The organism is Nonomuraea sp. MG754425 (assembly GCF_021699195.1).
Lineage (GTDB): Bacteria > Actinomycetota > Actinomycetes > Streptosporangiales > Streptosporangiaceae > Nonomuraea.
On sequence record NZ_SSXE01000146.1, the window covers coordinates 1 to 25,146 of the forward strand.

At 72.0% G+C, this 25,146-nt stretch carries 21 protein-coding genes; 18 read left to right on the top strand and 3 right to left on the bottom strand.

All coding sequences use genetic code 11. The features are described 5' to 3' along the window. The 7 genes from FAF44_RS37875 to FAF44_RS37905 form a co-directional block, all read left to right on the top strand. On the top strand, nucleotides 1-472 hold a 472-nt coding region (locus FAF44_RS37875), incomplete at its 5' end, for a hypothetical protein (RefSeq protein WP_237108182.1). A gap of 268 nt (nucleotides 473-740) precedes the next feature. Continuing rightward, nucleotides 741-1,301 carry an elongation factor P gene (gene efp, locus FAF44_RS37880; protein WP_237108183.1) on the top strand — a complete coding sequence of 187 codons (561 nt, stop codon included), beginning with the start codon at nucleotides 741-743 and terminating at the stop codon, nucleotides 1,299-1,301. Between the two features lies 1 nt (nucleotide 1,302). Beyond that, a complete protein-coding gene (nusB, locus tag FAF44_RS37885; RefSeq protein WP_237108184.1) occupies nucleotides 1,303-1,713 on the top strand; it encodes a transcription antitermination factor NusB in 411 nt (136 codons plus the stop codon). 293 nt (nucleotides 1,714-2,006) lie between these two features. Next, nucleotides 2,007-2,387, top strand: coding sequence for an MmcQ/YjbR family DNA-binding protein (locus FAF44_RS37890; RefSeq protein WP_237108185.1), 381 nt, complete (start codon nucleotides 2,007-2,009; stop codon nucleotides 2,385-2,387). A 184-nt stretch (nucleotides 2,388-2,571) separates the two neighbouring features. Next, the gene (locus FAF44_RS37895) at nucleotides 2,572-3,291 is read left to right on the top strand and encodes a methyltransferase domain-containing protein (protein WP_237108186.1); all 720 of its coding nucleotides are present in this window, start codon (nucleotides 2,572-2,574) and stop codon (nucleotides 3,289-3,291) included. A 78-nt stretch (nucleotides 3,292-3,369) separates the two neighbouring features. Continuing rightward, the gene (gene dinB / locus FAF44_RS37900) at nucleotides 3,370-4,611 is read left to right on the top strand and encodes a DNA polymerase IV (RefSeq protein ID WP_237108187.1); all 1,242 of its coding nucleotides are present in this window, start codon (nucleotides 3,370-3,372) and stop codon (nucleotides 4,609-4,611) included. 230 nt (nucleotides 4,612-4,841) lie between these two features. Beyond that, nucleotides 4,842-5,249 carry a DUF3040 domain-containing protein gene (locus FAF44_RS37905; protein WP_237108188.1) on the top strand — a complete coding sequence of 136 codons (408 nt, stop codon included), beginning with the start codon at nucleotides 4,842-4,844 and terminating at the stop codon, nucleotides 5,247-5,249. A 489-nt stretch (nucleotides 5,250-5,738) separates the two neighbouring features. Here FAF44_RS37905 and FAF44_RS37910 read toward each other — a convergent pair whose 3' ends face one another. Genes FAF44_RS37910 through FAF44_RS37920 form a run of 3 tightly spaced genes read right to left on the bottom strand, consistent with a single transcriptional unit; the run spans nucleotide 5,739 to nucleotide 10,404 of the window. Continuing rightward, nucleotides 5,739-8,171 (bottom strand): DUF3488 and transglutaminase-like domain-containing protein, encoded by a 2,433-nt coding sequence (locus tag FAF44_RS37910; RefSeq protein ID WP_237108189.1) that lies wholly within the window; start codon nucleotides 8,169-8,171, stop codon nucleotides 5,739-5,741. Further along, nucleotides 8,168-9,430 (bottom strand): DUF58 domain-containing protein, encoded by a 1,263-nt coding sequence (locus FAF44_RS37915; RefSeq protein ID WP_237108190.1) that lies wholly within the window; start codon nucleotides 9,428-9,430, stop codon nucleotides 8,168-8,170. Before FAF44_RS37915 ends, FAF44_RS37910 begins: the two co-directional genes overlap by 4 nt. Further along, nucleotides 9,427-10,404, bottom strand: a complete 978-nt coding sequence (locus FAF44_RS37920) for a MoxR family ATPase (RefSeq protein ID WP_237108191.1) — start codon at nucleotides 10,402-10,404, stop codon at nucleotides 9,427-9,429. The genes FAF44_RS37915 and FAF44_RS37920 overlap by 4 nt, the downstream gene beginning before the upstream one ends. A 482-nt stretch (nucleotides 10,405-10,886) precedes the next feature. On the opposite strand from FAF44_RS37920, the gene mraZ reads away from it, so the two are divergent. The 11 genes from mraZ to murC all read left to right on the top strand — a co-directional run. Continuing rightward, nucleotides 10,887-11,318: a division/cell wall cluster transcriptional repressor MraZ gene (gene mraZ / locus FAF44_RS37925; protein WP_237108192.1), complete on the top strand. Its 432-nt coding sequence runs from the start codon at nucleotides 10,887-10,889 to the stop codon at nucleotides 11,316-11,318. Nucleotides 11,319-11,543: 225 nt separating this feature from the next. Next, entirely contained in the window at nucleotides 11,544-12,509 is a 966-nt protein-coding gene (gene rsmH / locus FAF44_RS37930) for a 16S rRNA (cytosine(1402)-N(4))-methyltransferase RsmH (protein ID WP_237108193.1), read from the top strand. After that, nucleotides 12,499-13,392: a hypothetical protein gene (locus FAF44_RS37935; protein WP_237108194.1), complete on the top strand. Its 894-nt coding sequence runs from the start codon at nucleotides 12,499-12,501 to the stop codon at nucleotides 13,390-13,392. The genes rsmH and FAF44_RS37935 overlap by 11 nt, the downstream gene beginning before the upstream one ends. Further along, the gene (locus FAF44_RS56055) at nucleotides 13,389-15,911 is read left to right on the top strand and encodes a penicillin-binding transpeptidase domain-containing protein (RefSeq protein WP_237108195.1); all 2,523 of its coding nucleotides are present in this window, start codon (nucleotides 13,389-13,391) and stop codon (nucleotides 15,909-15,911) included. The genes FAF44_RS37935 and FAF44_RS56055 overlap by 4 nt, the downstream gene beginning before the upstream one ends. Nucleotides 15,912-15,951: 40 nt before the next feature. Continuing rightward, a complete protein-coding gene (locus tag FAF44_RS37945; protein WP_237108196.1) occupies nucleotides 15,952-17,481 on the top strand; it encodes a UDP-N-acetylmuramoyl-L-alanyl-D-glutamate--2,6-diaminopimelate ligase in 1,530 nt (509 codons plus the stop codon). After that, nucleotides 17,481-18,989 carry a UDP-N-acetylmuramoyl-tripeptide--D-alanyl-D-alanine ligase gene (gene murF, locus FAF44_RS37950; RefSeq protein ID WP_237108197.1) on the top strand — a complete coding sequence of 503 codons (1,509 nt, stop codon included), beginning with the start codon at nucleotides 17,481-17,483 and terminating at the stop codon, nucleotides 18,987-18,989. The genes FAF44_RS37945 and murF overlap by 1 nt, the downstream gene beginning before the upstream one ends. Further along, entirely contained in the window at nucleotides 18,986-20,041 is a 1,056-nt protein-coding gene (gene mraY, locus FAF44_RS37955; RefSeq protein ID WP_237108198.1) for a phospho-N-acetylmuramoyl-pentapeptide-transferase, read from the top strand. The genes murF and mraY overlap by 4 nt, the downstream gene beginning before the upstream one ends. Next, nucleotides 20,038-21,441, top strand: coding sequence for a UDP-N-acetylmuramoyl-L-alanine--D-glutamate ligase (gene murD / locus FAF44_RS37960; RefSeq protein WP_237108199.1), 1,404 nt, complete (start codon nucleotides 20,038-20,040; stop codon nucleotides 21,439-21,441). Before mraY ends, murD begins: the two co-directional genes overlap by 4 nt. Continuing rightward, entirely contained in the window at nucleotides 21,425-22,720 is a 1,296-nt protein-coding gene (ftsW, locus tag FAF44_RS37965) for a putative lipid II flippase FtsW (RefSeq protein ID WP_237108200.1), read from the top strand. The genes murD and ftsW overlap by 17 nt, the downstream gene beginning before the upstream one ends. Nucleotides 22,721-22,732: 12 nt before the next feature. Then, nucleotides 22,733-23,809, top strand: coding sequence for an undecaprenyldiphospho-muramoylpentapeptide beta-N-acetylglucosaminyltransferase (murG, locus tag FAF44_RS37970; protein ID WP_237108201.1), 1,077 nt, complete (start codon nucleotides 22,733-22,735; stop codon nucleotides 23,807-23,809). Continuing rightward, a partial coding sequence (gene murC, locus FAF44_RS37975) for a UDP-N-acetylmuramate--L-alanine ligase (RefSeq protein ID WP_237108202.1) occupies nucleotides 23,806-25,146 on the top strand: 1,341 nt, incomplete at its 3' end. The genes murG and murC, both read left to right, overlap by 4 nt.

Below are 25,146 nucleotides of genomic sequence, written 5' to 3' on the forward strand. Positions count from 1 at the left end.
GTGGGCGGGCGCGCGCGAGGAGAAGCCCGTCGCGGTGCCCACCCCGATCGTCGAGCCCTCCACGCAGGCCCCGCTCCCCAGCACTCTGCCCGCCACGCTGCCCCCTGCCCTCGAGACGTCGCCCACCTCCCTCGACACCGAGGAGCCCGACCAACTGGTGGAGACCGCCAACCCCAAGGCCACGCTGGGCGAGGGGATCCCGCCCGGCGGGTACGCCAAGTGGCTGTACGAGTTCGATTCGGCGCTGATGGCCCAGCAGAGCATGGGCGGGATCAACCCCAAGGTCGCCGGCAAGGCCAGGGAGAAGCTCAGGAAGGCGGCCAGGAAGTTCGGCGAGGGACGGATCGACTCCACGATCAAGGAGATCGCCGGCGTCTACCGCGACCTGGGCAAGGCGCAGGCGAAGGGCGAGATGGAGTCGTCGGGCCCGGCCGCGGACTTCCTCAGGGAATGGCGGCTGCCCGACAGATAGACCGGCCGCTCTCGCACACGGCGGGCCCGGAGATCAGCACGGAGATCAGCCCGGAGATCAGTGCGGAGCCGTTCCTGAGCCCTTCGCGGACCGGTAGACTAAAGGATCGAGTTCCGATCACCGCCGAGCCGGGAGCGCGCTTTCCGGGCCGGGGCGGCGTTCGCAGCGAGGACACCCTCGTGACACGTGAGGGCAGGCCGGAACTTTTCACGAAGACGACCAAGGAGCTGCTCGCCCTGAAGAGCGGCCGCACGCGGGAGAAGAACGAGTGGCGACGACCAACGACCTCAAGAACGGCATCGTGCTGAAGCTCGAGGGCGGTGAGCTCTGGAGCGTTGTCGAGTTCCAGCACGTCAAGCCGGGCAAGGGCGGCGCGTTCGTGCGCACCAAGCTGAAGAACGTCCTCTCCGGCAAGGTCGTCGACAAGACCTTCAACGCCGGCGTGAAGGTCGAGGTGGCCAACGTCGACAAGCGCGAGATGCAGTACTCGTACAAGGACGGCGACGAGTTCGTCTTCATGGACACCCAGACCTACGACATGGTCAACGTGCCCAGCGGCACGGTCGGCACCGCCGCCAGCTACATGCTGGAGAACACCCTGGCCACGGTGGCCTTCAACGAGGGTGCGGCGCTCTACGTCGACCTGCCCGCCGCCGTCGAGCTGACGATCTCCAACACCGAGCCGGGCCTGCAGGGCGACCGCTCCACCGGCGGCACCAAGCCCGCCACGCTGGAGACCGGCGCGGAGATCAAGGTTCCGCTGTTCATCACCACCGGCGAGAAGGTCAAGGTCGACACCCGCAGCGGCGAATACCTCGGCCGGGCCTGAGGTGTCTGCACGCGGCAAAGCACGCAGAAGAGCGCTCGACATCCTCTTCGAGGCCGAGCTGCGCAGCGAGGACCCGCTGCGGATCCTCGCCGAGCGCGTGGCGCGGCAGGAGCCGCCGGTGAACGAGTACACCTCGACCATCGTCGAGGGCGTCGCCCGGCACCACGCGCGCATCGACGAGCTGATCACCACCTACGCCGAGGGCTGGACACTCGACCGGATGCCCGCCGTCGATCGCAACCTGCTGCGCGGCGGCACGTACGAGCTGCTCTGGATGCCCGGCGTGCCGGAGGGCGTGGTCATCAGCGAATGGGTGCATCTGGCGGGAGAGCTGTCCACCGACGAGTCCCCGCAGTTCGTCAACGGGCTGCTGGCGCGCTTCAAGCAACTCAAGCCGAGTCTCACCCTTTAGACACCCTTTAGACACCCCTTTTTCTGCGCCGCCCGGGGAGCCTGGGCCGCGTCTTCGGGGTAAGTTTCAACCACGCCGGCCCGCACGGCACGGCTCGCGAGGCGGGAGACGGTTGCCGCCGCGCGGTCAGGCGTCGCACCCGTCCGTCCCCGGGCGGGTGGCCGCCCGGGGCGGCCGTACGGAGAAGTGGCGCGTCACCAGCCGCGACGCGCCGCTTTCCGGGCCCGCGCCGAGATCCCCGTCCTTTTCGCCGCCGGCGACCACGACGGCGTGAGCGCGGTTACCGTGGGGTCATGGTGACGGAAGACGACGTGCGCAGGCTCGCGCTGGCGCTGCCCGAGAGCGCCGAGAAGCCCATGTACGGCACCCCCGCCTTCTACGTGCGGGGCAAGTGGTTCGCCCGGGTCAGGGAGGAGGGCGACCTGCTGGTGCTGCCGGTGGCCTCCGTGGAGGACAAGCACGAGCTCGTCGCCGCCGAGCCGGCCAAGTTCGGCACCACGCCGCACTACGACGGGCACGCCATCGTGCTCGTCCGGTTCGGGGCGGTGGACGCCGCGGAGCTGGGCGAGCTGCTCGCCGACGCCTGGCGGCTGCGGGCCCCCAAGAAGCTGGCCGCCGCCTTCGACCCCACCTCCGACTCCACCTCCGGCGACGGGCCGCCGGATCGGGGCTGAGGGCGGCGGGTATCGGCGGCGGGGAGCGGGCGCTCCCGCGTACGGCGTAGGCTGGGCCTCGTCCACGACGAACCGTCCACGGAGAAGACCTTTCGCGACGTGCGCCTTCGGGGCGCGCGCGTTTCGCGGGGAGAGAGGCGAGCCGACCTTGCGTGCTGAAGGCGCCACCACGAGGACCCCGGCGGTGCGGACCGCCGTCGTCTGGGACGCGTTGCGGTCCATGCTGGCCGAGCGCACGGCGGCCACCGGCAGGGAGTCGCTCGACATCGTCGACGCCGGGGGCGGCACCGGCGGGTTCGCCGTCCCGCTGGCCGTGCTCGGCCACGCGGTCACCGTCGTCGACCCGAGCCCCGACTCGCTGGCCGCGCTGGAGCGCCGTGCCAAGGAGGCGGGCGTGGCCGTGCGCGGGCTGCAGGGTGACGCGGCCGACCTGGGCGAACTGCTCAGCCGCGACTGCGCCGACCTGGTCCTGTGCCACAGCGTGCTGGAGTACGTCGAAGACCCGATCAGCGCGCTGACCGCGGTCGCGGGCCTGCTGCGCAGGGGCGGCGCCGTCAGCGTGCTGGCCGCCAACCCCGTCGCCAGCGCCATCCATCGGGCGCTGGCCGGGCAGTTCGACGAGGCCAGGGCCGTGCTGGGCGATCCGGGCGGCACCTGGGGCGACCGCGACCCGACGCCCAGGCGCTTCGCCGCCGACACGCTCGTCGAGCTGCTGACCGTGACCGGGTTCACGGTGGGCGCGATCCACGGCGTGCGGGTCTTCGCCGACCTGGTGCCCAGCAGGCTGCTCGACGGCGAGCCGGGCGCCGCCGAGGCGCTGGTGGCGCTGGAGCAGGCCGCCGCGACCCACCCCGTGCTGCGCGACGTCGCCACCCAGCTCCACGTGCTCGGTCACCGCAACTGAAGGAAGGTCTCATGGCCGCCGCCCGCCGCGTGCGAGCACCCCGTGCTCTAGAACGTCTGTTCGGATAGACTCGAAGGCGTGTCTCGTAAGCAGATCACCGGCATCGGCCCCGCTCCGCGAACCGGGGCCGATGACAGCGGCTGCCCGATCCTCCACGTCGACATGGACGCCTTCTTCGCCAGCGTCGAGTTGCTCGAGCGTCCCGAGTTGCGCGGTCGCCCGGTGATCGTGGGCTCGCCCGCCGGGCGCGGCGTCGTGCTCAGCGCCACCTACGAGGCCAGGGCCTTCGGCGTGCACTCGGCGATGCCGATGAGCAGGGCGCGCCGGCTGTGCCCCCGGGCCACGGTCATCCCGCCCAGCCACGGCAAGTACTCCGAGGTCTCCAAGGGCGTCATGGAGATCTTCCACGCGATCACCCCGCTGGTCGAGCCGATCGCCTCCGACGAGGCGTTCCTCGACGTCGGCGGCGCCCGGCGGCGGCTCGGCCCGCCCGCCGCGGTGGCCGCCATGATCAGGGAACAGGTCCTCGACCGGTTCGGCATCACGTGCTCGGTGGGCGTGGCGAGCAGCAAATTCGTGGCAAAGCTCGCCTCCAAGCAGTGCAAGCCCGACGGGTTGCTGGTGGTGCCCGCCGGGCAGGTCGTCGACTTCCTCCATCCGCTGCCCGTCTCCGCCCTGTGGGGGGTCGGCGAGCGTACCGAGCAGTCTCTCGTGCGCCTGGGCATCCGCACGGTCGGCGACCTGGCCAGAGTGCCGTCCGGCACGCTCCAGCGCGAGCTGGGGCAGGCGGTGGGCGCCCACCTGGCGGCGCTGGCCTGGGGGCGTGACGAACGGCCCGTGACCTCCCGCCTGCCGGACAAGAGCATCGGCAACGAGGAGACGTTCGCGACCGACGTCGACGACCCCCGGGTGATCAGGCGGGAGTTGCTGCGGCTGTCGGAGCGGGTCGCGGCCCGCATGCGTAAGGCCGGTCACGTGGGAAGAACTGTAAGTGTGAAGCTACGCCGAGCCGATTTCACCACGATCAATCGCTCGCGCACGCTGCGCGAGCCGACCGACGTGGCACAGGTCATCTACACCACCGCCTGCGAGCTGTTCGACGCGGCGGGTCTCGACCGGGTGCGGTTGCGCCTGGTGGGAGTCCGGATGGAGAACCTGCGGCCGGCCGATGAGGCCACGCGTCAGCTCACGCTGGGGGAGAGGGAGACCGGGTGGCGTGAGGCGGAGCAGGCCATGGACAAGGCGATCCGGAGATTCGGGCCCGATGCGGTGGTCCCGGCGTCGCTTGTTCGTGGCAAGCTTGATGAAATAGAGACATGACGTTCGATGTCCGGACATTCTGGGGGCGCCCGTGTCAGGATTTTGGGGGAAGGGGGGCGAGATGGTCCACAATAGAGCCATGACGTCACCTCCGGTTTGGTCTGCGTTGGACGTTTGCTTTCGCCTACGTCTACAGCCTCGTATTCTGGGGATAACCGACCGCGAGGTTCGGACACCCCGTGTCGTCCGTTGCCGTCTTCCCCGTCCTGGGGCTGTCCTTGGGAGGCGCCGTGCCGCTCTCTGAGCACGAGCAGCGCTTGCTCGACCAGATCGAGCAGGCCCTCTACGCCGAGGACCCGAAGTGGGCCAACACCGTAAGGATCAGCGACCCGCGCAGCCATTACAAGCGTCGCCTCGTCAAGGCCTCCATCGGCTTTGCCCTCGGGGTCGTCGTCATGATGGTCGGCGTGGTGTTGAGTGGCAGTGCTCTGATCCCCCTCGGCGTCGGCGGTTTCGTGGTCATGCTCGCCGCGTGTCTGTGGGGCCTGTCCAGTTGGAAAAAGATGAATGGGTTCGGTGACTCCGCCCCAGCTTCAGGCACGGCCGTTCCCCCGGGCAAGCAGGCCCGCCGGAGCAACCGGGGCAGTTTCATGGAGCGCATGGAAGAGCGCTGGCGCCGTCGTCACGACGAGCGCTGACTCTTCGCACCCCGACCGCACGTGCGGCCGCCCCCGGACAAGGGGACGGCCGCATGTGCGGTCCGGTGTGCGGTAGGGCGGATCCCGGCGGGGCCCGTCCTGGCGGCGTCGTTCGTTCCGGCGGGGTCGTCCCGGCCGCGTCGCGGGCCGGTGGGGCCGGCCTGACAGCGGGGTGCCGTCGGTGCCGTGTCCGCGGTCGGTGTCGTGTTCCGTGGTTCGGTTCGTGTTCGCGGTCGGTTCCGCGTTGCTCGTTGATCCGTGTTCGCGGTTGGTCTCGGGCTGTCCGTCGGTTCGTGTTCGCGGTCGGTTCCGCGTTGCTTGTCGATCCGTGTTCGCGGTTGGTCTCGCGCTGTTCGCTGGTTCGCGTTACGCGGTCGGTGTCGTGTTCCGTCGTTCGGGCCGCGTTCGCGGTCGGTTCCGGGTTCGTCGTCGGTTTCGGTGGGTTTCGCGGGTGCGGGGGACCGGTGGTCGTCCCCCGCACCCGTGCGGTCAGCCGCTCTTCGGGGCCGTCGTCCGCCGCAACCTGATCGTCTCCAGCAGGTCGAACCCGTCGAGCAGGCGCTCGCCCAGGTTCCGCAGCCCCCGCAGCGTGGACGGCGGCAGCAGCACCGCCCGCGCCCGCCGGCCCCGCGACACCGTGGCCGCCAGCGCCTGCCGCACCGTGCGCAGATCCTTGCCCAGGGGCTCGATCCGGCCCGGATCCCTGGCGAACAGCGCCCGCTCCACCGCCGAGGCGATGGACGTGACGGCCGCCGCCGAGCCGGCGTCGAACTCGTACTGCTGGGTCAGCCGCCGGGCCAGCGCCCTGGGGGTCTCGCTGGGCAGGCGGGCCATGCCGTAGTCGTACAGGATGTCGTCCAGTTCGGCCCACGCGGCGGCCACCGCCACCTGGGCGCGGCCCGAGACCATCCGGGCCGTCAGTTCGTCGGAGGGTTGTGACACCTTCCAGCCGAGGCTGCGCACCCGCCGGTTCCTGATGATCAGCCGCACCGCGGCCGGGATCAGCAGGACGAGCAGCAGCACGGCCAGCCCGATGCCGAACTGGGCGGCCGGCGGCATGGAGTCGTCCGGAGGCAGCGTGCCCGTCGCGACCGTGCCCTCGCGGTCCAGTTCGCGCACGTTGCGCCGGGCCGTCGGGTCCTGCGGCTCGTCGGCGGCGGAACTGCTCGCCCCCGGCGTCGGCCTGCTGCTCTCCCCGGTCGTCGGCTCCGGACGCGGTTCGGCGTAGGCCGGCACGCGCGCGCTGCCCTGCCCGGCGGAGCCGGCCGGCGTCGGCTCGAACGGCAGCCAGCCCACACCCTCGAAGTACAGCTCCGGCCAGGAGTGGGAGTCGTTCGTGCCCACCTGCCAGCGCTCGCCCAGCTTCATGCCGCCGGTGTAGCCGATCGCCACCCGCGACGGGATGCCGACCAGCCTGGCCAGCACCGCCATCGAGGCGGCGAACTGCTCGCAGTAGCCGGTCCTGTCACGCAGCAGGAAGTCCCGCAGCGCCGTGTTGCCGTGCCCCTGTGTCCGCAGGTTGTAGGTGAAGCCGCCGGTCCCGGTGAAGAACTCCTGCAGCTTCAGCGCCCGGTCGTAGTCCGTCCTGGAGCCGGCCGTCACCTCCTGGGCCAGTTCGGCGATCTCCGGCGGCAGGTCGTCGGGCAGGGTCAGGAAGCGCTCGTCCACCTCCGGACGGATGCCGTCGAGGGAGTCGAGCAGGTCCGCGCTCGGGTCCGGCTCGCTGGTCGAGACGTCGTACTCGATGCCGGCGGCCTCCTCGCGGGTGGAGAAGACCATCAGCGTGTCCACGTCGGCCCGCCAGTCGCCGTCCACCCTGATCTCCCTGGGCGGGTACGGCAGCGGCAGGAACTGCAGGCGCGCGATCTCGTCGCTGATCTGGATGTTCGTGACGACGTTGGTGATCTTCGGCTGGGGGCCGAGGCCGGGCGGCTCGGGCAGCGGGCCGTTGTCGGTCCTGTTCTGCGGCGCGCCCTTCGGCTGTGTCATGCCGAACTGCTGGCCGTCGAAGGTGTCCAGTGCGTAGATCCGCAGGTACCGCGGCTGGTCGTCGTTGTTGGCGTAGGTCAGCACGGTCCGCCGCTCCGGCAGTTCGAGCTGGCCCTTCAGGTTGGCGATCGGGTTCGGGATGCTGATCGAGTTGCCCGGCCCGGAGCCGCGTCCGCCCACGCCGAACGTGAAGAACGCCACCGGCTCCATCGCGGGCAGCGCCGCCGGCAGCAGGACGGCCAGCAGGATCGCAGCGAACCCGATGCGCTTGCCCGACAGCCGCAGGCCGCTGGTGTCCGCCGTGCCGCGGGGGCTGTTCGGCGCGGGCGAGGTGGCCTGGCGGGTACGGCGTACCAGCACGGCCCTGCCCCAGTGCCCGACCCGCTCGCGGCCGTCGGCGATCAGCAGGCTGACGAAGCCGAGCGCCGCGACGATGAACGCCCACCAACTGATCGGCTCGGTCAGGATCGTCGCCGGGACCGTGGCCAGCGCCAGCAGCGGCAGCCCGGCCAGCGCCGTGCGCCGGACCCGCGCGGCGAGCAGGTCCACGATGATCGCGATGAGTGAGACCCCGCCGGCGGTCAGCAGCGTGATGCCGTCGGTCTCCGGTACGGGGGCCGCGAAGCGCTGGATGTCGGCCCAGCCGACGCCCAGCAGCCGGCCCAGCTCGGTCACCGACTCCTGGGTGGGCACCACCCGTGCCCACGCCTCCTCGGAGGCGAAGGCCGTGGTCAGGTAGATCCAGGTCACGGCCAGCCCCAGCAGCGGGGCCGCCCACGCGGGCAGGGTCAGCCGGGTGCTCAGCAGCCCCACCGCGACCACGGCCAGCACGGCTCCGAGCGAGGTCCAGAACCAGTCGCCGCCGTCGAAGAGCGGGGAGAGCAGGATCGCCGCGGCGAACGTGGCCACCCCCGAGGCGATGGTCAGTCTCATGCCGCCCCTCCCGTGGGGTTGAGCGAATACCTGCCGCGGTTGGCGGCGTCCGGCCAGACGGAGGCGATCGAGGCGCCCGCGGGCAGCCGGACGATGCGCCATCCGTACCCGGCCAGCATGGTCTGCACGGCCAGATGTCTCTCGTCGGCGGCCCGCTCGCCGCCCTCCCAGGTACTCACGTCGAGCAGGACGGCGACCGCGGTGATCCCGCTGTGCCGCAGCCGGGCCAGCTCCCTGGCCTCCTCCGCGTCCATCGCGCCGAGCACCGCCACGATCAGGCCGTCGCCGCCGTTCGAGCGCAGCGCCGAGATGCCCATCTCCAGGGAGCGGGCCGGGCTGTGCCGGATCACGGCGAGGGTGTCGAGCAGCGAGTGGCTCACGCCCGTGTCGGTCAGGTGCTCCGCGCCCTGGTCGGTGACCAGCCGCAGGCCCAGACCCTCATGGGCGAGGTGCACGCCGATCGAGGCCGCCGCCGAGACCGCCACCTCGAACGACGAGCGCGGGCCCTCGCCGCGGTGGGCGTGCCTGCGGGTGTCGAGCAGGAGCGCGCCGCGGCTCTGCCACTGCTGCTCCTCGCGGCGCACCATCAGTTCGCCGTAGCGGGCCGTCGAGCGCCAGTGCACCCGGCGCAGGTCGTCGCCCTGGCGGTACTCGCGCGGGGCCACGTCGTCGTCGCCGGCCGCCGCCACGCTCCTGGTGCGGCTGTCGCCGCCGCCCGTCCACTCGCCCGACAGCCGGACGTGCGGCAGGGCCGCCACGTGCGGCGTGACCACCAGCGTGTCGCTGATCGTGAACGAGCGGGTCAGCTCCACCAGCCCGAACGGGTCGGCGATGCGGATGGACAGCGGTCCGATCGTGTACCGGCCGCGCAGGTCGGAGCGGACGCGGTAGTCGATCTCCCGCACCCCGCGCGGCTCCACCCGGTCCAGGACGAAACGGGGCCGCACGCCCAGCGCGTACGGCACCGTGTCCTCGACGAGCAGCAGCCCGGTCGGCAGTCTCGTGACGTTCTCCAGCCGCAGGGTGACGGTGGCCTCCCCGCCCGCCTCGGCCCTGGGCGGGTCCAGGCGTCTGGCGCAGCTCAGCCGGTAACGGGTGCGGGCCACCACCATCGCGGCCAGCAGCGGCAGCGCCGTCACCAGGACGCCGATCCTGAACAGGTCGTTCTCGCCCAGCAGGAACGCCATCACCAGAGCCGCGATCCCGGACGCGAGGAACGAGCGCCCCCTGGACGTCAGCGCCTGAAGTCCGGATCTCACTGTGCCCGGGTCTCCGGCACCGGCACGCGCCTGACCAGATCCGTCACCACCTGTTCGGGCAGGCGGCGCTGCCCCTGGGCCTCGACGCTGGGCAGGAGGCGGTGCGCGAGCACGGGGATGGCCAGGTCCTGGAGGTCGTCGGGGATGACGTAGTCGCGTCCGGCCAGGGCCGCGTGCGCCCTGGCGGCCCGTACGAGCTGCAGCGTCGAGCGCGGGGACGCGCCCAGCCGCAGGTCGGGGGAGTGGCGGGTGGCCACGACGAGGTCGATGGCGTACTTCTTGACCGCCTGCGAGACGTAGATGCCGCGCACGGCCTCGATCAGGGTGCGCACCTCCGCCGTGGTCGCGACCGGCTGGAGCTTGTCGAGCGGCGAGGCGCTCCCGTGCACGTCGAGCATCTCCAGCTCGGCGCTCGGCTCGGGGTAGCCCATCGCGACCCGCGCGGTGAAGCGGTCGCGCTGCGCCTCCGGCAGGGGATAGGTGCCTTCCATCTCGATCGGGTTCTGGGTGGCGATCACCATGAACGGCGCGTCGAGCTGGTAGGTCCGCCCGTCCACCGTGACCTGGTGCTCCTCCATGCACTCCAGCAACGCGGACTGCGTCTTGGGGGAGGCGCGGTTGATCTCGTCACCCACCACGATGTTCGCGAAGACGGGTCCGGGCTTGAACTCGAACTCCCGGGTCTGCTGGTTGTAGGCGCTCACTCCGGTGATGTCGCTGGGCAGCAGGTCGGGGGTGAACTGCACGCGCCGCACCGGGCAGTCGATGGAGCGGGCGAGCGCCTTGGCCAGCATCGTCTTGCCGACGCCCGGCACATCCTCGATGAGGAGGTGGCCCTCGGCGAGCAGGACGGTCAAGGTGAGGCGGACGGCGTCACTCTTACCCTCGATGACCGACTCGATGGCCTCCCGGATGCGGTGGGCTGTCGAGACCAGCTCGTCGAGCTGGGGAGGGACGTCATGGGTTACTGCCACCAGGCCTCCATGCGAAGTGCGACGGCCGTCCCGGTTCGGTGCCTTTGCGGGGGCCATGCCATTGTTTTTCCATTATCTGTACGACCCTACGACGCTGCGGGTTCTTGAGCGACATTTGTTGATATTCCAGCGAACACCTGCAAAGTTCCTGTTCTTGTGGCATACGAGTGCCAATCCGGTGACACGCCGGGCGCGGCCCCGCCCCACGGAGCGCCCCACTTTCCTCCACCCGGAGCTTCGGCGGCCCCCGCAGCCCCTATTTCCACGGGCTTTCGAACCCTCGACACGCCCATGAGGGTTGACCGCCCGGTCACCGCCCCCCACCCCACGCCATCGCTCTGACCTGCGGTAACGCAACGGAAACCGATGATGAAGACGGTTCGAATCAGTTGACGGTGGGGAGAAGTGGAGTATGGTGGTGCGCAGTGGAGAGCCCGGTGCACCAGCGCTGAGCGCTTCACGAGGCACGGGAGGTGGGGCCGATGTTCCTCGGCACCCATCAACCGCGTCTGGACGACAAGGGACGGCTGTTCCTGCCGGCTAAGTACCGTGAGGAGCTGGCGGAGGGTCTTGTGATCACCAAAGGCCAGGAGCGATGCCTCTACGTGTTTCCCGTAGAGGAGTTCCAGCGCATAACCGAGGCTCTCAGCACCGCCCCGGTCACCGCCAAGGCGGTGCGTGACTACAGCCGCGTCTTCTTCGCCAGCGCGTCCGACGAGAAACCGGACAAGCAAGGGCGCATCACGATCCCGCAGGGCCTGCGCCAGTACGCGGGTCTGGAACGTGACTGCGTCGTCATCGGGGCCAACACCCGGCTGGAGATCTGGGACGCACAGTCCTGGGACACCTATCTCAGCGCGCAGGAGCAGGCGTTCGCCGAGCTGTCGGAGGAGGTGCTGCCAGGGATCCTCTAAATGCACACACGGTCGATCCGTCGGTGATGTCGTTCGGCGAGGTCTCCACCCGCAACCACTGTCCGCAGACTGATGCACCTTCCCCGGTGTCAGATGGCGGGCGTCCACGAAGAGGGTGCGGATGGGGACCTGGCCGGACGGCTCCGGGTGGGGACCCAGTAAGAACCGGCGAACGATCGGTGAACGCGTCATCCGCGAGCGAGAGACGCGAGAGGGGGGTTGGAGATGCAGGACGACGTCGGCACGGGCGGTCACGTTCCGGTGATGCTCGAGCGCGTTCTGGAGCTGCTCGGCCCCGCGCTCTCCGGGCCTTCGCCGGTGGTCGTCGACGCCAACCTCGGTCTCGGCGGCCATTCGGAGGCCCTGCTCGCCGCCCATCCCGGGCTGCACCTGATCGGCATCGACCGCGACCCCTTCGCCATCGACTTCTCCACCCGCCGGCTGCGCCCGTACGCCGGCCGGACCACCCTGGTCCACGCCTCCTCCGCCGACCTGGACGACGTGCTGGCCCGCGCGGGGCGCGGCCCGATCGACGGCGCGCTGTTCGACCTCGGGGTCTCCTCTCCCCAGCTCGACGAGGCCGAGCGCGGTTTCGCCTATTCCTATGACGCCCCCCTCGACATGCGCATGGACACCTCCCAGGAGCTGACCGCGGAGCTGGTGGTCAACACTTACGGCGCCGCGGAGCTCGCCCGGATCCTGCGCGAGTACGGCGAGGAGAGATTCGCCCAGCGTGTCGCGGGCCTGATCATCAGAGAACGGGCCAAAGAGGCAATAACCTCGACTAAGCGGCTTGCGGACATCGTTCGCGATGCGATACCCGCCGCGACCCGGCGCACCGGGGGAAACCCGGCTAAACGGACTTTTCAGGCGCTGCGTATCGAGGTGAACGCGGAGCTGTCCGCCCTGGAGGTGGCGCTTCCCGCGGCTCTCGACGCGCTCGCGCTCGGTGGGCGAGTCGTCGTGCTCTCCTACCACTCACTCGAGGACCGGCTCACCAAGCAGGCCCTTACGGCGCGAACCAGGGACACCAGCCCCCCCGGGCTACCCGTCCCGCTACCGGCTCACCAGCCGAGGTTCCGCCTGCTGACGAGGGGAGCGGAGCTCCCAAGCGACGAAGAGCTCGCCCGCAACCCGCGGGCGGCCTCGGCCCGGCTGCGGGCGGCAGAGAGGATCCGTGTTGACGACTGAGCAGGAGACCGGCAAGGGCGCGCCCGTCCGCCGCGCCGTGCCCAAGACGGGCACGCGCCGCTCGGCGACGAACCAGGCCAAGCCGCGTCCTCGTCCTGACACGCGGCTCGATGCGGAGAGCAAGAGCTCGGCCGCCGAACGCGCACGCGCCGACGCGGCGGCGGGCAGGCGGCCGGTCGGCGGACGCTCGCGGGCCGCCGAGACGGGCGGCACGGCGCCCGCGGCCGGGCGGACACGGAGCGCCACCGGCCGCGAGACGCCCGCCGCCGAGCGGACCCGCGCCGCCACGGGCCGCGAGGCACCGGCCGCCGAGCGGACACGGGGCGCCGCAGGTCGCGAGACGCCGGCCGCCGAGCGGACACGGGGCGCCGCGGGTCGTGAGACGCCCGCCGCCGAGCGGGCGCGGAGCGCGGCCGGTCGTGAGACGCCGGCCGCCGGGCGGACGCGGGTCACGGGCCGCCGGACGCCGATCGTCGAACGGGCGCGCCAGGCCGCGGGCAAGCGGCCGGCCGCCGTCCAGCAGGCCGCCGAGACCGGGCCGGCCCGCGCCGCGAGCGCCGCCCGGCCGGGACGCCGTCCCGCCCGCCGGCAGCGCGCGCCGTTCGTGCTGCTCGTCGTCGGGCTGCTCTGCGGCGGCCTGGTGAGCCTGCTCCTGCTCAACACCATGCTCGCCCAGGACGCCATCACCGACGCCACGCTGCGCCAGGAGATCGCCGAGGCGAAGCTGGGCAACGAGCAGATCGACCAGGAGTACCAGCGCAAGACCCAGCCCGGGGTCATCGCCGACCTGGCCGAGAAGCAGGGCGGCCACCGCGACTGGGGCGAGGTCAATAGCTGGAGCAGCGCCGGCGACCAGGCGAGCCAGGTGGACACGGAGCGGTGAGGGACTCAGGCGGCAGGGGGCAGGGCCCCGGCCGCGGTGCCGGCGGCGCCGGCTCTCAGGGAGGGCCCGGCGCCGCTCGTCGTACGCCGGGCGGTCCCGGCCGGGCGGGCCGCCAGGGCGGCTCCGGCCGCTCCGACGGGTCCCGTTCCGACGGGGCGGGCCGCCCGCCGTCTCCGGAGAACCCGCCGAGGCGACCGCGTGACCCGCTCGACCTGCCGTTCGGCCGCGACGCCTTCGACCGCGACGACGGCCACGCGCGACCGTCCCAGGAACCGGGCGACGACGCCCGCGGCCGGTCCCGCCGCGAGCCGGGCGACGAGGCGCGCGGACGCTCGCGGCGCGACGCGGGGGACGACGCCCGCGGACGATCGCGGCAGGGCGACGCCGAGCGCCCCCGCACGCGCGACGACGCCGCCCGTGGCCGCTCGCGCGCGGACGGCGGCGACGACGCCCGCAGGCGTCCTCGCGACGAGAGCGCGCGCCCGAGGGGCCGCGACGAGGGCGAGCCCCCGCGCGGGCGCGCCACCCAGGGCCGTGCGGAAACGGACCGTTCCAGAGGACGTGACCCCCGGGGAACCGGCGACCCCCGCCGCCGCGGCAAGCAGGAGGACGGGCCGCAGCGCCGTACCCAGGCGGGCAACGCCCGGCCCCAGGCGGCCGAGCCCCGCCAGGACGCCGCGCGCGGCCGTGAGCGGAGCACGGCCCGCCGGGGCGCTGACCGGGGCGCTGACACGCCGCCGCCCAGGGGCCCGCGCCGGCCGCCGCCCAGGCCCCCGCGCCCCCCGCTGGTGCTGCGGCTCGGCAGCCCGCGCAGGCGGATCAACTTCGGCCTGATCGGCATGACGTTCGTGCTGTCGATCTTCGCGGGCCGGCTGATCCAGATGCAGGGCCTCGACAGCAAGGTGTACGAGGCCGCCGCGGCCGACCAGCGCCAGCACACCGAGACGATCCCGGCCAAGCGCGGCTCGATCACCGACGTCAACGGCCACGACCTCGCGGTCACCCTCGAGGCCCGCGAGGTGTCGATCGACCCCACCAAGGTGCCGGCCGACGTGCGCCCGAAGGTCGCCAAGATCCTCGCCCAGCAACTCGGCAAGGACGAGCAGGAGATCAACGCGAAGCTGGCCAGGACGGGCACCCACTACCAGCTCCTGGCCAGGGACGTCGATCCCGTCGTGGCCACGCGGCTGCTGCAGGCCCGCGTGCCCGCGCTGTCGGCGAAGAAGACCTACCGCCGGCTCTACCCGGCGGGAGACCTGGCGGGCAGCCTCATCGGGTTCGTCGGCGACGAGGGCGGCGGCCTGGGCGGCATGGAGCAGGCGAAGAACTCCCTGCTGGCCGGCCGCGACGGCGAGCAGCGCGTCGAGACCGGCCGCGACGGCCAGCGCATCCCGATGACCAGCAGCCAGCGCTCCGCCCCGGTCGACGGCCAGGACGTGCGCCTGACCATCGACCGCGACATCCAGTGGGCCGCCCAGCAGTCGATCGGCGAGGAGGTCAAGAAGGCCGGCGCCGACAGCGGCACCGTGATCGTCATGGACGTGCGGACCGCGCAGATCGTCGCCATGGCCAACGCGCCCGAACTCGACCTGGAGAACTGGCGCAAGGCCCCGGCGTCCAGCTACATCAACAAGGCCGCCGCCGACGTGTTCGAGCCGGGCAGCACCAACAAGGTGATCACCGCCGCCGCCGCGCTGGAGGCCAAGGCGGTCACGCCCGACACGGTCTACCAGGTGCCCGACCGGATCAGGTGCGCCGACCAGGTGCTGCGCGACGCCCACCCGCACAAGGTGGAGTCGCTGACCTTCCGCCAGGCGATGGCGCAGTCCAGCAACGTGGCCACGGTCATGGCGGCGCGCAAGGTGGGCAGCCAGAAGCTGTACGAGATGTTGAAGACGTTCGGGTTCGGCAGCGCGCCGGGCGGCGGCGTGCCCAGCGCGGAGGCGGGTCTGCTGCCCGACTACCGCAAGTGGTCGGGCAGTCAGGCGTGCACGGTAGCCTACGGGCAGGGCGTGTCGGTGACCGCGTTGCAGATGGCCAGCGTCTACCAGACCATCGCCAACGGCGGCGTGAAGATCGAGCCGCAGATCGTGGCCGGCACCACCGACGCGGCGGGCAGGTTCGTCCCGGCTTCCCCAGGTAAGCAGACCAGGGTGGTGAGCCAGACGACGGCCAGGGAGATCACGACCATGTTGGAGAGCGCGGTGGGCGAGGAGGGCACGGGCCAGCTCGCCGCCATCGACGGGTACCGGGTGGCGGGCAAGACGGGCACGGCCAACCGTTACGACGCCGAACTCGGCCGCTACGAGGGGTACACTGCGTCGTTCGTCGGTTTCGCACCGGCCGACAACCCCAGGCTCGTGGTCCTTTCGGTGTTGCAGAACCCGAAGCGAGGCCACTTCGGCGGGCAGATCGCGGCCCCCGTGTTCAAGGATGTGATGACGTTCGCCATCAAGAGCAAGAAGATTCCTCCCACAGGCTCTGCCGCGCCGACGGTGCGTACGCGCGCCGGACAGTGACCAGGGAAGGTACGCTCTCGCCGTGCGTCCCCCGTCGTCTATGCGTCCCACGACCAGCCCGCCTCGCCCGCTGACCGGGCTGGCGACCATGCTCGACGCCGATTCCGGCACGTCGCGCTCACCTCACGCCGCCCTGACCGGCGTCACGATCGACAGCCGCAACGTCAGACGCGGCGACCTGTACGTCGCGTTGCCCGGCAACCAGGCGCACGGCGCCGAGTTCGCCGCCGACGCGATGGCGCGCGGCGCCGTGGCGGTCCTCACCGACCGCGCGGGCCGCGACGCGGCCGTGTCCACCGGGCTGCCCGTGCTCATCGTGTCCGATCCGCGTGCCCTGCTCGGGCAGATCTCCTCCTGGGTGTACGGGCAGCCGGCCCACGACATCCAGGTGCTCGGCGTCACGGGCACCAGCGGCAAGTCCACCACCACGTTCATGCTGGAGGCGGGCCTGCGGGCCGCCGGGCACCGGGCGGGGCTGGTGGGCGGCGTCGAGATCCGTGCGGGCGAGCTGTGCTTCCAGCCCACGCTGACCACTCCCGAGGCGTGCGACCTGCACGGCCTGTTCGCGCTGATGCGCGAGGAGGCCGTCACCGCGGCCGCCATGGAGGTCTCCAGCCACGCGCTGGCGCTCGGCAGGGTGGACGGCATCTACTACGACGTCGCCCTGTTCACCAACCTGTCGCAGGACCACCTCGACTTCCACAAGGACTTCGAGGACTACTTCGCGACCAAGGTGAAGCTGTTCCAGCCGGAGTTGAGCCGCGCCGGGGTGACCAACCTCGACGATCGCTTCGGGCGCGAGCTGCTCCACCTGGCGAAGGTGCCGATGACGACGTACTCGGCGCTGGGCGACCCCGAGGCCGAGTGGCGGGCGATGGACGCCAGGATCGGCTCCGACGGGAGCGTCTTCCGCGTGGTCGGGCCCGGCGGCGTCGAGGCCGACGCGAGCGTCTCGCTGCCCGGCCCGTTCAACGTGGCCAACGCGCTCGGCGCGATCGTCACGCTCGTCGAGGCCGGGGTGCCGCTGAGCACGGCCGTGCACGGCGTCGGGAGCCTGGGCGGGGTGCCGGGGCGCATGCAGCGCGTCACGGGCGCGGGAGACGACTTCCAGGCCGTCGTGGACTACTCCCACAAGCCGGGGGCCGTGGAGTCGGTGCTGCGCTCGCTGCGTACGGTCACCGACGGCACGCTGACGATCGTGCTCGGCTGCGGCGGCGATCGCGACAAAGGCAAACGTCCCCTCATGGGGGAGATTTCCACTCTGCTGGCAGATGTGGCTATTTTCACGAGCGACAATCCCCGTTCCGAGGATCCGCTGGCCATCCTCGCGACGATGATGGAGGGAGCGCTCCGCGTTCCGCAGCACGACCGCGCTCATGTGATCATTGAGCCCGACCGCGCGGCCGCCATCGGCCTGGCGATCGCCAGGGCCGGGCGCGGCGACGTGATCGTCGTAGCAGGCAAGGGTCACGAGCAGGGCCAGTACGTTTCAGGCGAGGTGATCCCCTTCGACGACCGCGAAGTGGTCGCCGAAGCGATCGACGCACGCAAGGAAAGCAGGAAGCACTGATGATCCCGTTGCCTCTGGCCAGGATCGCCGAGCTGACATCGGGCGCCCTGTCGGGCATGGCCGATCCCCGCGCGGTGGTGCGCGGGCCCGTCGTGATCGACTCACGGGCCGTAGAACCGGGATCCCTGTTCGTCGCCATCAAGGGCGCGCGGGTCGACGGTCACGACTACGCCGCGCAGGCCATCCGCGACGGAGCCGTCGCCGTGCTGGCGGGCAGGCCGGTCGAAGCCCCCGCGGTGATCGTCCCCGACACCGCCGCCGCGCTCGCCGAACTGGCCGCGGCCCAGGCCCGCACGCTGACGAACGCCACCGTGATCGGCGTCACCGGCTCGGCCGGCAAGACCAGCACCAAAGACCTGCTGGCCCGGCTCACCGCCCGGATCGGCGCCACCATCGCCCCCCAGGGCAGCTTCAACAACGAGCTCGGCCACCCGCTCACCGTGCTGCGCGCCGACCTCGACACCCGGTTCATGGTGCTGGAGCTGGCCGCGCGCAACATCGGCCACATCAAGGACCTCACCCGCATCGCGCCGCCGAGCATCGGCGTCGTGCTCAACGTCGGCACCGCGCACCTCGGCGTGTTCGGCGGCAAGGAGGCCATCGCCAAGGCCAAGGGCGAGCTGGTGGAGGCGCTGCCGCGCACCGGCGTGGCCGTGCTCAACGCCGACGACCCCCTGGTGCGGGGCATGGCCTCGCGCACGGACGCGCGGGTCACGTACTTCGGGCGCGGCGAGTCGGCCTCCATCCGGGCCGAGGACGTCGTGGTGGACGTGCGCGGGCGCGCCTCCTTCACGCTGCGCACCCCGTCCGGGACCGCGCACGTGTCGCTGAAGCTGTACGGCGAGCACGCCGTCGAGAACGCGCTGGCCGCCGCCGCGGCCGGGTACGAGCTGGGCCTGCCGGTGGCCACGATCGCCGAGGAGCTGTCGCAGGCCACGCCCCGCAGCCGGTGGCGGATGGAGGTCACCGACCGCGCCGACGGCGTCACCGTGGTCAACGACGCCTACAACGCCAACCCCGACTCCATGCGGGCCGCCTTCTCGGCGTTCGAGGTGCTGGGCAGAGGACGGCGGCGCTTCGCCGTCATCGCGGCGCTGCGCGAGCTGGGGGAGGACGGGCCCGCGCTCAACGCCGAACTCGGCCGCCTGGCCGGCGGGGCGGGGCTCGCGGGCCTCCTCGTCGCCGGGCCCGACGCCGAGCCGGTCCTGGCGGGCGCGCACGCGGCCGTCCAGGAGGCCGTCAACCGGGGCGGGCCGGCCTGGCAGAGCCCGGGCCCGCAGCCGGGCGCGCAGCACCTGGGCGGGCCGCCCGCGGGGCCGCCGCCGGGCGCGCACGGATCCCCCGGCCACGGGCAGCCGACGCGGATCGTGCACGTGCCCGACGCCGAGGCGGCGGCGGCCGAACTGGCAGCCTGGCTGCGGCCGGGCGACGCGGTGCTGATCAAGGGCCCGCGGGCCATGGGCCTCGAGAGAACGGCCGAGCTGGTGCTCGGAGGTACCCCCCAGTGAACAACATCATCATCGCCGGCGCGGTGGGCCTGATCCTCTCGATGCTGGGCACCCCGCTGGCGATCAGGCTCTTCTCGCGGCGCGGCTACGGCCAGCAGATCCGCGAGGAGGGCGTGCAGGCCCACGCGGGCAAGCGGGGCACCCCCACCATGGGCGGCATGGTGTTCGTCCTGGCCGCGCTGCTCGCCTACGGCGCCTCCCACCTGGCCACGCTGGAGCCCCCGACCGTCTCGGGCATGCTGGTGCTGTTCCTGATGACCGGGCTGGGCGCGGTCGGCTTCCTCGACGACTTCATCAAGATCTACAAGCAGCGCAGCCTCGGCCTGCGCAGCGGCGCCAAGGCGCTCGGGCAGCTCGTCGTCGGCGCGGTCTTCGCCGTGCTGGTGACCCGCCAGCCGAACGTCTACGGCATCACCCCCGCCGAGACCCGCGTGTCGTTCCTGCGTGACATCGGCCCGTCGATCGGCATCGTCGGGTTCACCATCTGGGTGCTCATCATGATCGTCGGGTTCTCCAACGCGGTGAACCTCACCGACGGGCTCGACGGCCTGGCCAGCGGCGCGTCCGGCGTCGTGCTGGCCGCGTACGTGCTGATCGGCAACTGGCAGTTGCGCAACAACTGCATCGACCAGCTCGGCCCCAACTGCTACTGGGTGCGAGATCCGCTCGACCTGGCCGTGGTGGCCGCCGCCGTGCTGGGGGCGCTGATCGGGTTCCTGTGGTGGAACGCCCCGCCCGCCCGGATCTTCATGGGCGACACCGGCTCGCTGGCCCTGGGCGGGGTGCTGGCCGGTCTGGCCATCGCCACCCGCACGCAGCTCCTGCTGATCGTCCTGGCCGGCCTGTGTGTGATCATCACGATGTCGGTCATCATCCAGGTCGGGTTCTTCAAGATGACCGGGAAACGGGTGTTCAGGATGGCGCCGCTGCAGCATCACTTCGAGCTGAAGGGCTGGGCCGAGACCACGATCGTGGTCCGCTTCTGGCTGATCGCGATGTTGTGCGCGGCGCTCGGCATCGGGCTGTTCTACGTCGAGTGGATGCCCAAGTGACCAGCCTCACCTGCGTGGCCGGGCTCGGCGTGTCCGGCACCGCCGTGGCCAGGGTGCTGGCCGGGCGCGGCGAGCGCGTCGTGGTCGTGGAGGCCGCCGAGGGCGAGCGGCAGCTCGCCGCCGCCGCGGAGCTGGCCGGGATCGGCGTCGAGACCCGCTTCGGTGCGATGACGCTGCCCGAGGGCGTGACACGGGTGGTCACCACCGGGTGGGCGCCGCACCATCCGCTGATCGCCGCCGCGCTGGAGGCGGGCGTCGAGGTCGTCGGCGAGGTGGAGCTGGCCTGGCGGCTGCGGCCCGAGCAGGCGGCCCCCTGGCTGGCCCTGACCGGCACCAACGGCAAGACCACCGCGGTGCGCATGCTCACCTCGATGCTCAACGCCTCCGGGCGCAGGGCGCTGGCCGTGGGGAACGTGGGCGTGCCCGTCGTACGGGCCGTCGGAGAGCCGTACGACGCGCTGGCGGTCGAGCTGTCCAGCTTCCAGCTCCACTGGTCCGGCACGCTGGCCCCGCACGCCGCCGCCATCCTCAATGTGGCCCCCGACCACCTCGACTGGCACGGGTCCATGGAGGCGTACGCCGCCGCCAAGGGCCGCGTCTACGAGCGGGCCGGCACCGTGATCTTCAACGCCGACGACCCCGAGGCCACCCGGCTGGCCGCCCCGTACCCCGGCGCCGTCGGGTTCACGCTGCGCGTGCCCAAGCGGGGCGAGCTCGGCGTGGTGGAGGACCTGCTGGTGGACCGCGCGTTCGTGGCCGACCCGGTCGAGGCGGCCGAGGAGCTGGCGACGCTGGAGGACGTGCGTCCCTTCGCGCCCCACAACGTGGCCAACGCGCTGGCCGCCGCCGCCCTGGCCCGCTCGCTCGGGGTGCCGTCGGAGGCCGTCCGGCAGGGGTTGCGCGACTTCGTGCCCGACCCGCACCGGCTGGCCCACGTGGACCGGATCGGCGAGGTCGACTACATCGACGACTCCAAGGCCACCAACCCGCACGCCGCCGCCGCGGCGCTGTCGTCGTACGCGTCGGTGGTGTGGGTGGCGGGCGGGCAGCTCAAGGGCGCCGACGTCGACGACCTGGTGCACCAGGCGGCCCCGAGACTGCGCGGCGCGGTGCTGCTCGGCGCGGATCGGGCCAGGATCGCCGAAGCGATCGCGCGACACGCGCCGAATGTCCCTGTCGTGGACATCCCCGATCGGGACACTGGTGCGATGGAAAAGGTCGTCACCGAAGCCGCCCGGCTGGCCTCGCCAGGGGACACCGTGCTGCTCTCCCCGGCGGGGGCTTCTCTCGACATGTTCGCGAACTATCCGGCGCGGGGGGAGGCGTTCGCGCGTGCCGTACGCGGGCTGAGGACACGGCAGGCCGCGCAGCGCGGGACACGGCATGAGCGCGAGCACTGAGGAGCCGGTGCGGCCCGCGCCCGCCGCGGGCGCGCAGGACAACCCGCAGCGCTGGGCGCGCGAGCAGCTCGGCGCGGTGAAGGAGCTGCTGGACAAGCCGCTCACCACCTACTACCTGATCATCATGTGCAGCGCCCTGCTGCTCGCGCTCGGGCTGATGATGGTGCTGTCGGCCTCCAGCATCGAGGCGCTGCAGAAGACCGGCAGCCCGTTCTCGTGGTTCATCAAGCAGTCGCTGTCGGCCGCGGTCGGCGTGCCGGTGATGTACGTGTGCTCGCGACTGCCGGTCAAGTTCTTCCGCTGGGCCGGCTACCCGCTGATGGCGTTGTCGATCATCGCGCTCATCATGGTGCTGTTCATCGGCTCCTCCGAGCTGGGCGCGCAGCGGTGGATCTACATCGGCTCGCTCACCATCCAGCCGTCAGAACCGGCCAAGCTCGGGCTCGTGCTGTGGGGGGCCGACCTGCTGTCCAGGCGGGCGCGGCAGGGCCGCATCGAGTGGCGGCACATGCTGATCCCGCTCATGCCCGGCACCGCGATCCTGGCCGTCATGGTCATGCTCGGTCGCGACCTGGGCACCACGCTGGTACTGTTCATGATCTTCCTGGCGCTGCTGTGGGTCGTGGGGGCGCCGATCAAGCTGTTCGGCGGCATCATGGCGCTGGCGGTGCTGGCCGCAGTGATCATGATCAAGGTGGAGCCGTACCGTATGGCGCGCATCGGCGCCTTCCTCGACCCGTGGGCCGACGCGCAGGGCGCCGGCTACCAGGCCGTGCAGGGGCAGATCGCGATGGGTTCGGGGAGCTGGTTCGGCCTCGGGCTCGGCAGCAGCCGGCAGAAGTGGAGCTGGCTGCCCCACGGCGAGAGCGACTTCATCTTCGCCATCGTCGGCGAGGAGCTCGGGCTGATGGGCACGCTGATGGTGGTGTGCCTGTTCGGGCTGCTCGGCTACGCCGGGCTGCGGGTGGCCGTGCGGGTCAGCGATCCCTTCATCAGGCTCGCCGCCGCCGCCATGGTGGCCTGGATCGTCGGCCAGGCGACCGTCAACATGGGCGCCGTGCTCGGCGTCCTGCCGATCACGGGCATCCCCCTCCCGCTGGTCTCGTACGGCGGTTCCGCGCTGCTGCCCACGCTGGCCGCGCTCGGCATGCTGCTGTCGTTCGCCAAGCGCGAGCCCGGCGCGCGGGAGGCCTTGGCGGCCCGTGGCCCCGGGCCGGCCGCCCGGGCCCTAAGCTGGCTTGGCCTGGGGGGCACTACCAAAGGCCGAGTGACACGTTAGGGAGTGACCGAGATGAGGGTGGTCCTCGCCGGTGGGGGGGCAGCCGGGCACATCGAGCCCGCGCTGGCCCTTGCGGACGCGCTGCGCCATCTTGACCGGAGCGTCGGCATCACCTGCATGGGCACGGAACGCGGACTGGAGTCGCGGCTCGTGCCCGCCAGGGGCTACGAGCTCGAACTGGTGCCGGCCGTGCCGCTGCCCAGGGCGATCACTCCGAGCCTGCTCACCGTGCCGGGCAGGCTGGCCGGGGCGATCAACGCCGCCGTGGGCATACTCGACCGGGTGCGGGCCGACGTCCTGGTCGGCTTCGGCGGCTACGTCGCGACGCCCGCCTACCTGGCGGCCAAGCGGCGCGGCGTGCCGATCGTCGTGCACGAGGCCAATCCCCGCCCCGGCCTGGCCAACCGGCTGGGCGCGCGGCTGACCGACCACGTGTTCAGCGGCTTCCCCGAGGCCGTGCTGCCCAAGGCCGAGTACATCGGCACGCCGCTGCGGCGCGACATCGTCTCGCTCGACCGGCTGTCCACGGGCGACAAGGCGCGCTCGTGGTTCGGGCTGGAGAACGACCGGCCGACGCTGCTGGTCTTCGGCGGCTACCAGGGCGCCAGGTCGATCAACGAGGCCGCGCTCGCCGCCGCCCCCGTGCTGCGTCATGCCGGGGTGCAGGTGCTGCACGTGCTGGGGCCGAACAACACCGTCGATCGCGAGCCGCCGCCGGGCGACCCGCAGTACGTGCTGCTGCCCTACGTCGACCGGATGGACCTCGCCTACGCCGCCGCCGACGTGGCCCTGTGCCGGGCCGGCGCGCTGACCTGCGCCGAGCTGACCGCGGTCGGGCTGCCCGCCGCGTACGTGCCGCTGCCGCACGGCAACGGCGAGCAGCGACTCAACGCCGAGCGGATCGCCGCGGGCGGCGGCGGCCTGCTGGCCGACGACGCCGAGCTGACCCCCGAATGGATCATCCACAACGTGCTGCCCATCCTCCGCGACCCCGAGCGGGTCGTCGTCATGTCGGAGGCCGCCTCCCGGCTGGGGAGGAAGGACGCCGATATCATGCTTGCCAGGAAAGTGTTGGAGATAGCCCGATGAGTCTCGTCAAGCTGGTCGATCCCGTCGCCGTCGCCGAGCTGGGGCGGGTGCACTTCATCGGTATCGGCGGCGCGGGGATGTCGGGCATCGCCCGCATCCTGCTCAAGCGCGGCGTCCGGGTGACGGGCAGCGACGCGCGCAGCTCCGAGCTGATCACCGAGCTGCGCGAGCTGGGCGCCACCGTGCACATCGGGCACGCCGCCTCCCACATCAGGGACGTCGACACCGTGGTCGTCTCGACCGCGATCCGCGACTCCAACCCCGAGCTGGGCGAGGCGCTCAAGCAGGGGCTGCGGATCATCCCGCGGGCCGCCGCGCTGGCCTCGGTCATGGCCGGGCGCACCGCGGTCGCGATCGCGGGCACCCACGGCAAGACCACCACCACCTCGATGCTCACCGTGGCGCTGCAGAAGTGCGGCGCCGACCCGTCCTACTGCGTGGGCGGCCAGCTCGTCACCACCGGCCTCGGCGCCGACGACGGGCAGGGCCAGGTGTTCGTGGCCGAGGCCGACGAGAGCGACGGCTCCTTCCTCATGCTCGCCCCCGACATCGCCGTGGTGACCAACGTCGAGGCCGACCACCTCGACAACTACGGCGACCCGCGGGCGGTGCACGACAGCTTCGCCCGCTTCGCCGAGCGGATCGGCTCGCTGCTCATCGTCTGCGCCGACGACGCCGGCGCGGTGGAGCTGGCGGGGCGGGCCGCGGAGCTCGGGCTGCGGGTCAAGTCGTACGGGCTGAAGGGCGCGGACTACCGGGTGGGCGACGTCCGGCCCGACGGGTTCGGCACGGTCTTCACCATCGAGGGCAGGGGCGAGGTGCGGCTGGCCGTTCCCGGGGCTCACAACGCGCTCAACGCCACCGCGGTGATCGCCGTGGCCGACGAGCTGGGGCTCCCGTTCGAGGAGATCAGGGAGGGCCTGGGGGCCTTCACCGGGGCCAAGCGGCGCTTCGAGGCCAAGGGCGAGGCCGGGGGCATCGCCGTGTTCGACAGCTACGCCCACCACCCGACCGAGCTGGCCGCCGACCTGCGCGCCGCCAGGGACGTCGTGGCGTCCTACTCCGGCACCGGCCGGGTCATCGCGGTCTTCCAGCCGCACCTGTACTCACGCACCAGGTTCTTCGCCGACGAGTTCGGCGCGGCGCTGGGGCTGGCAGACGAGGCCATCGTGCTCGACGTCTACGGGGCCAGGGAGGATCCCGAGCCCGGGGTGTCGGGGGCCATGGTGGCGGGGAAGGTGCCGCTGCCGCCGGGGCAGGTGGCGTACGCGCCGGACCGGTCGGCGGTGCCCGCGCTGGTGGCCGAGCGGGCCAGGCCCGGCGGCAGCGGCACCTTC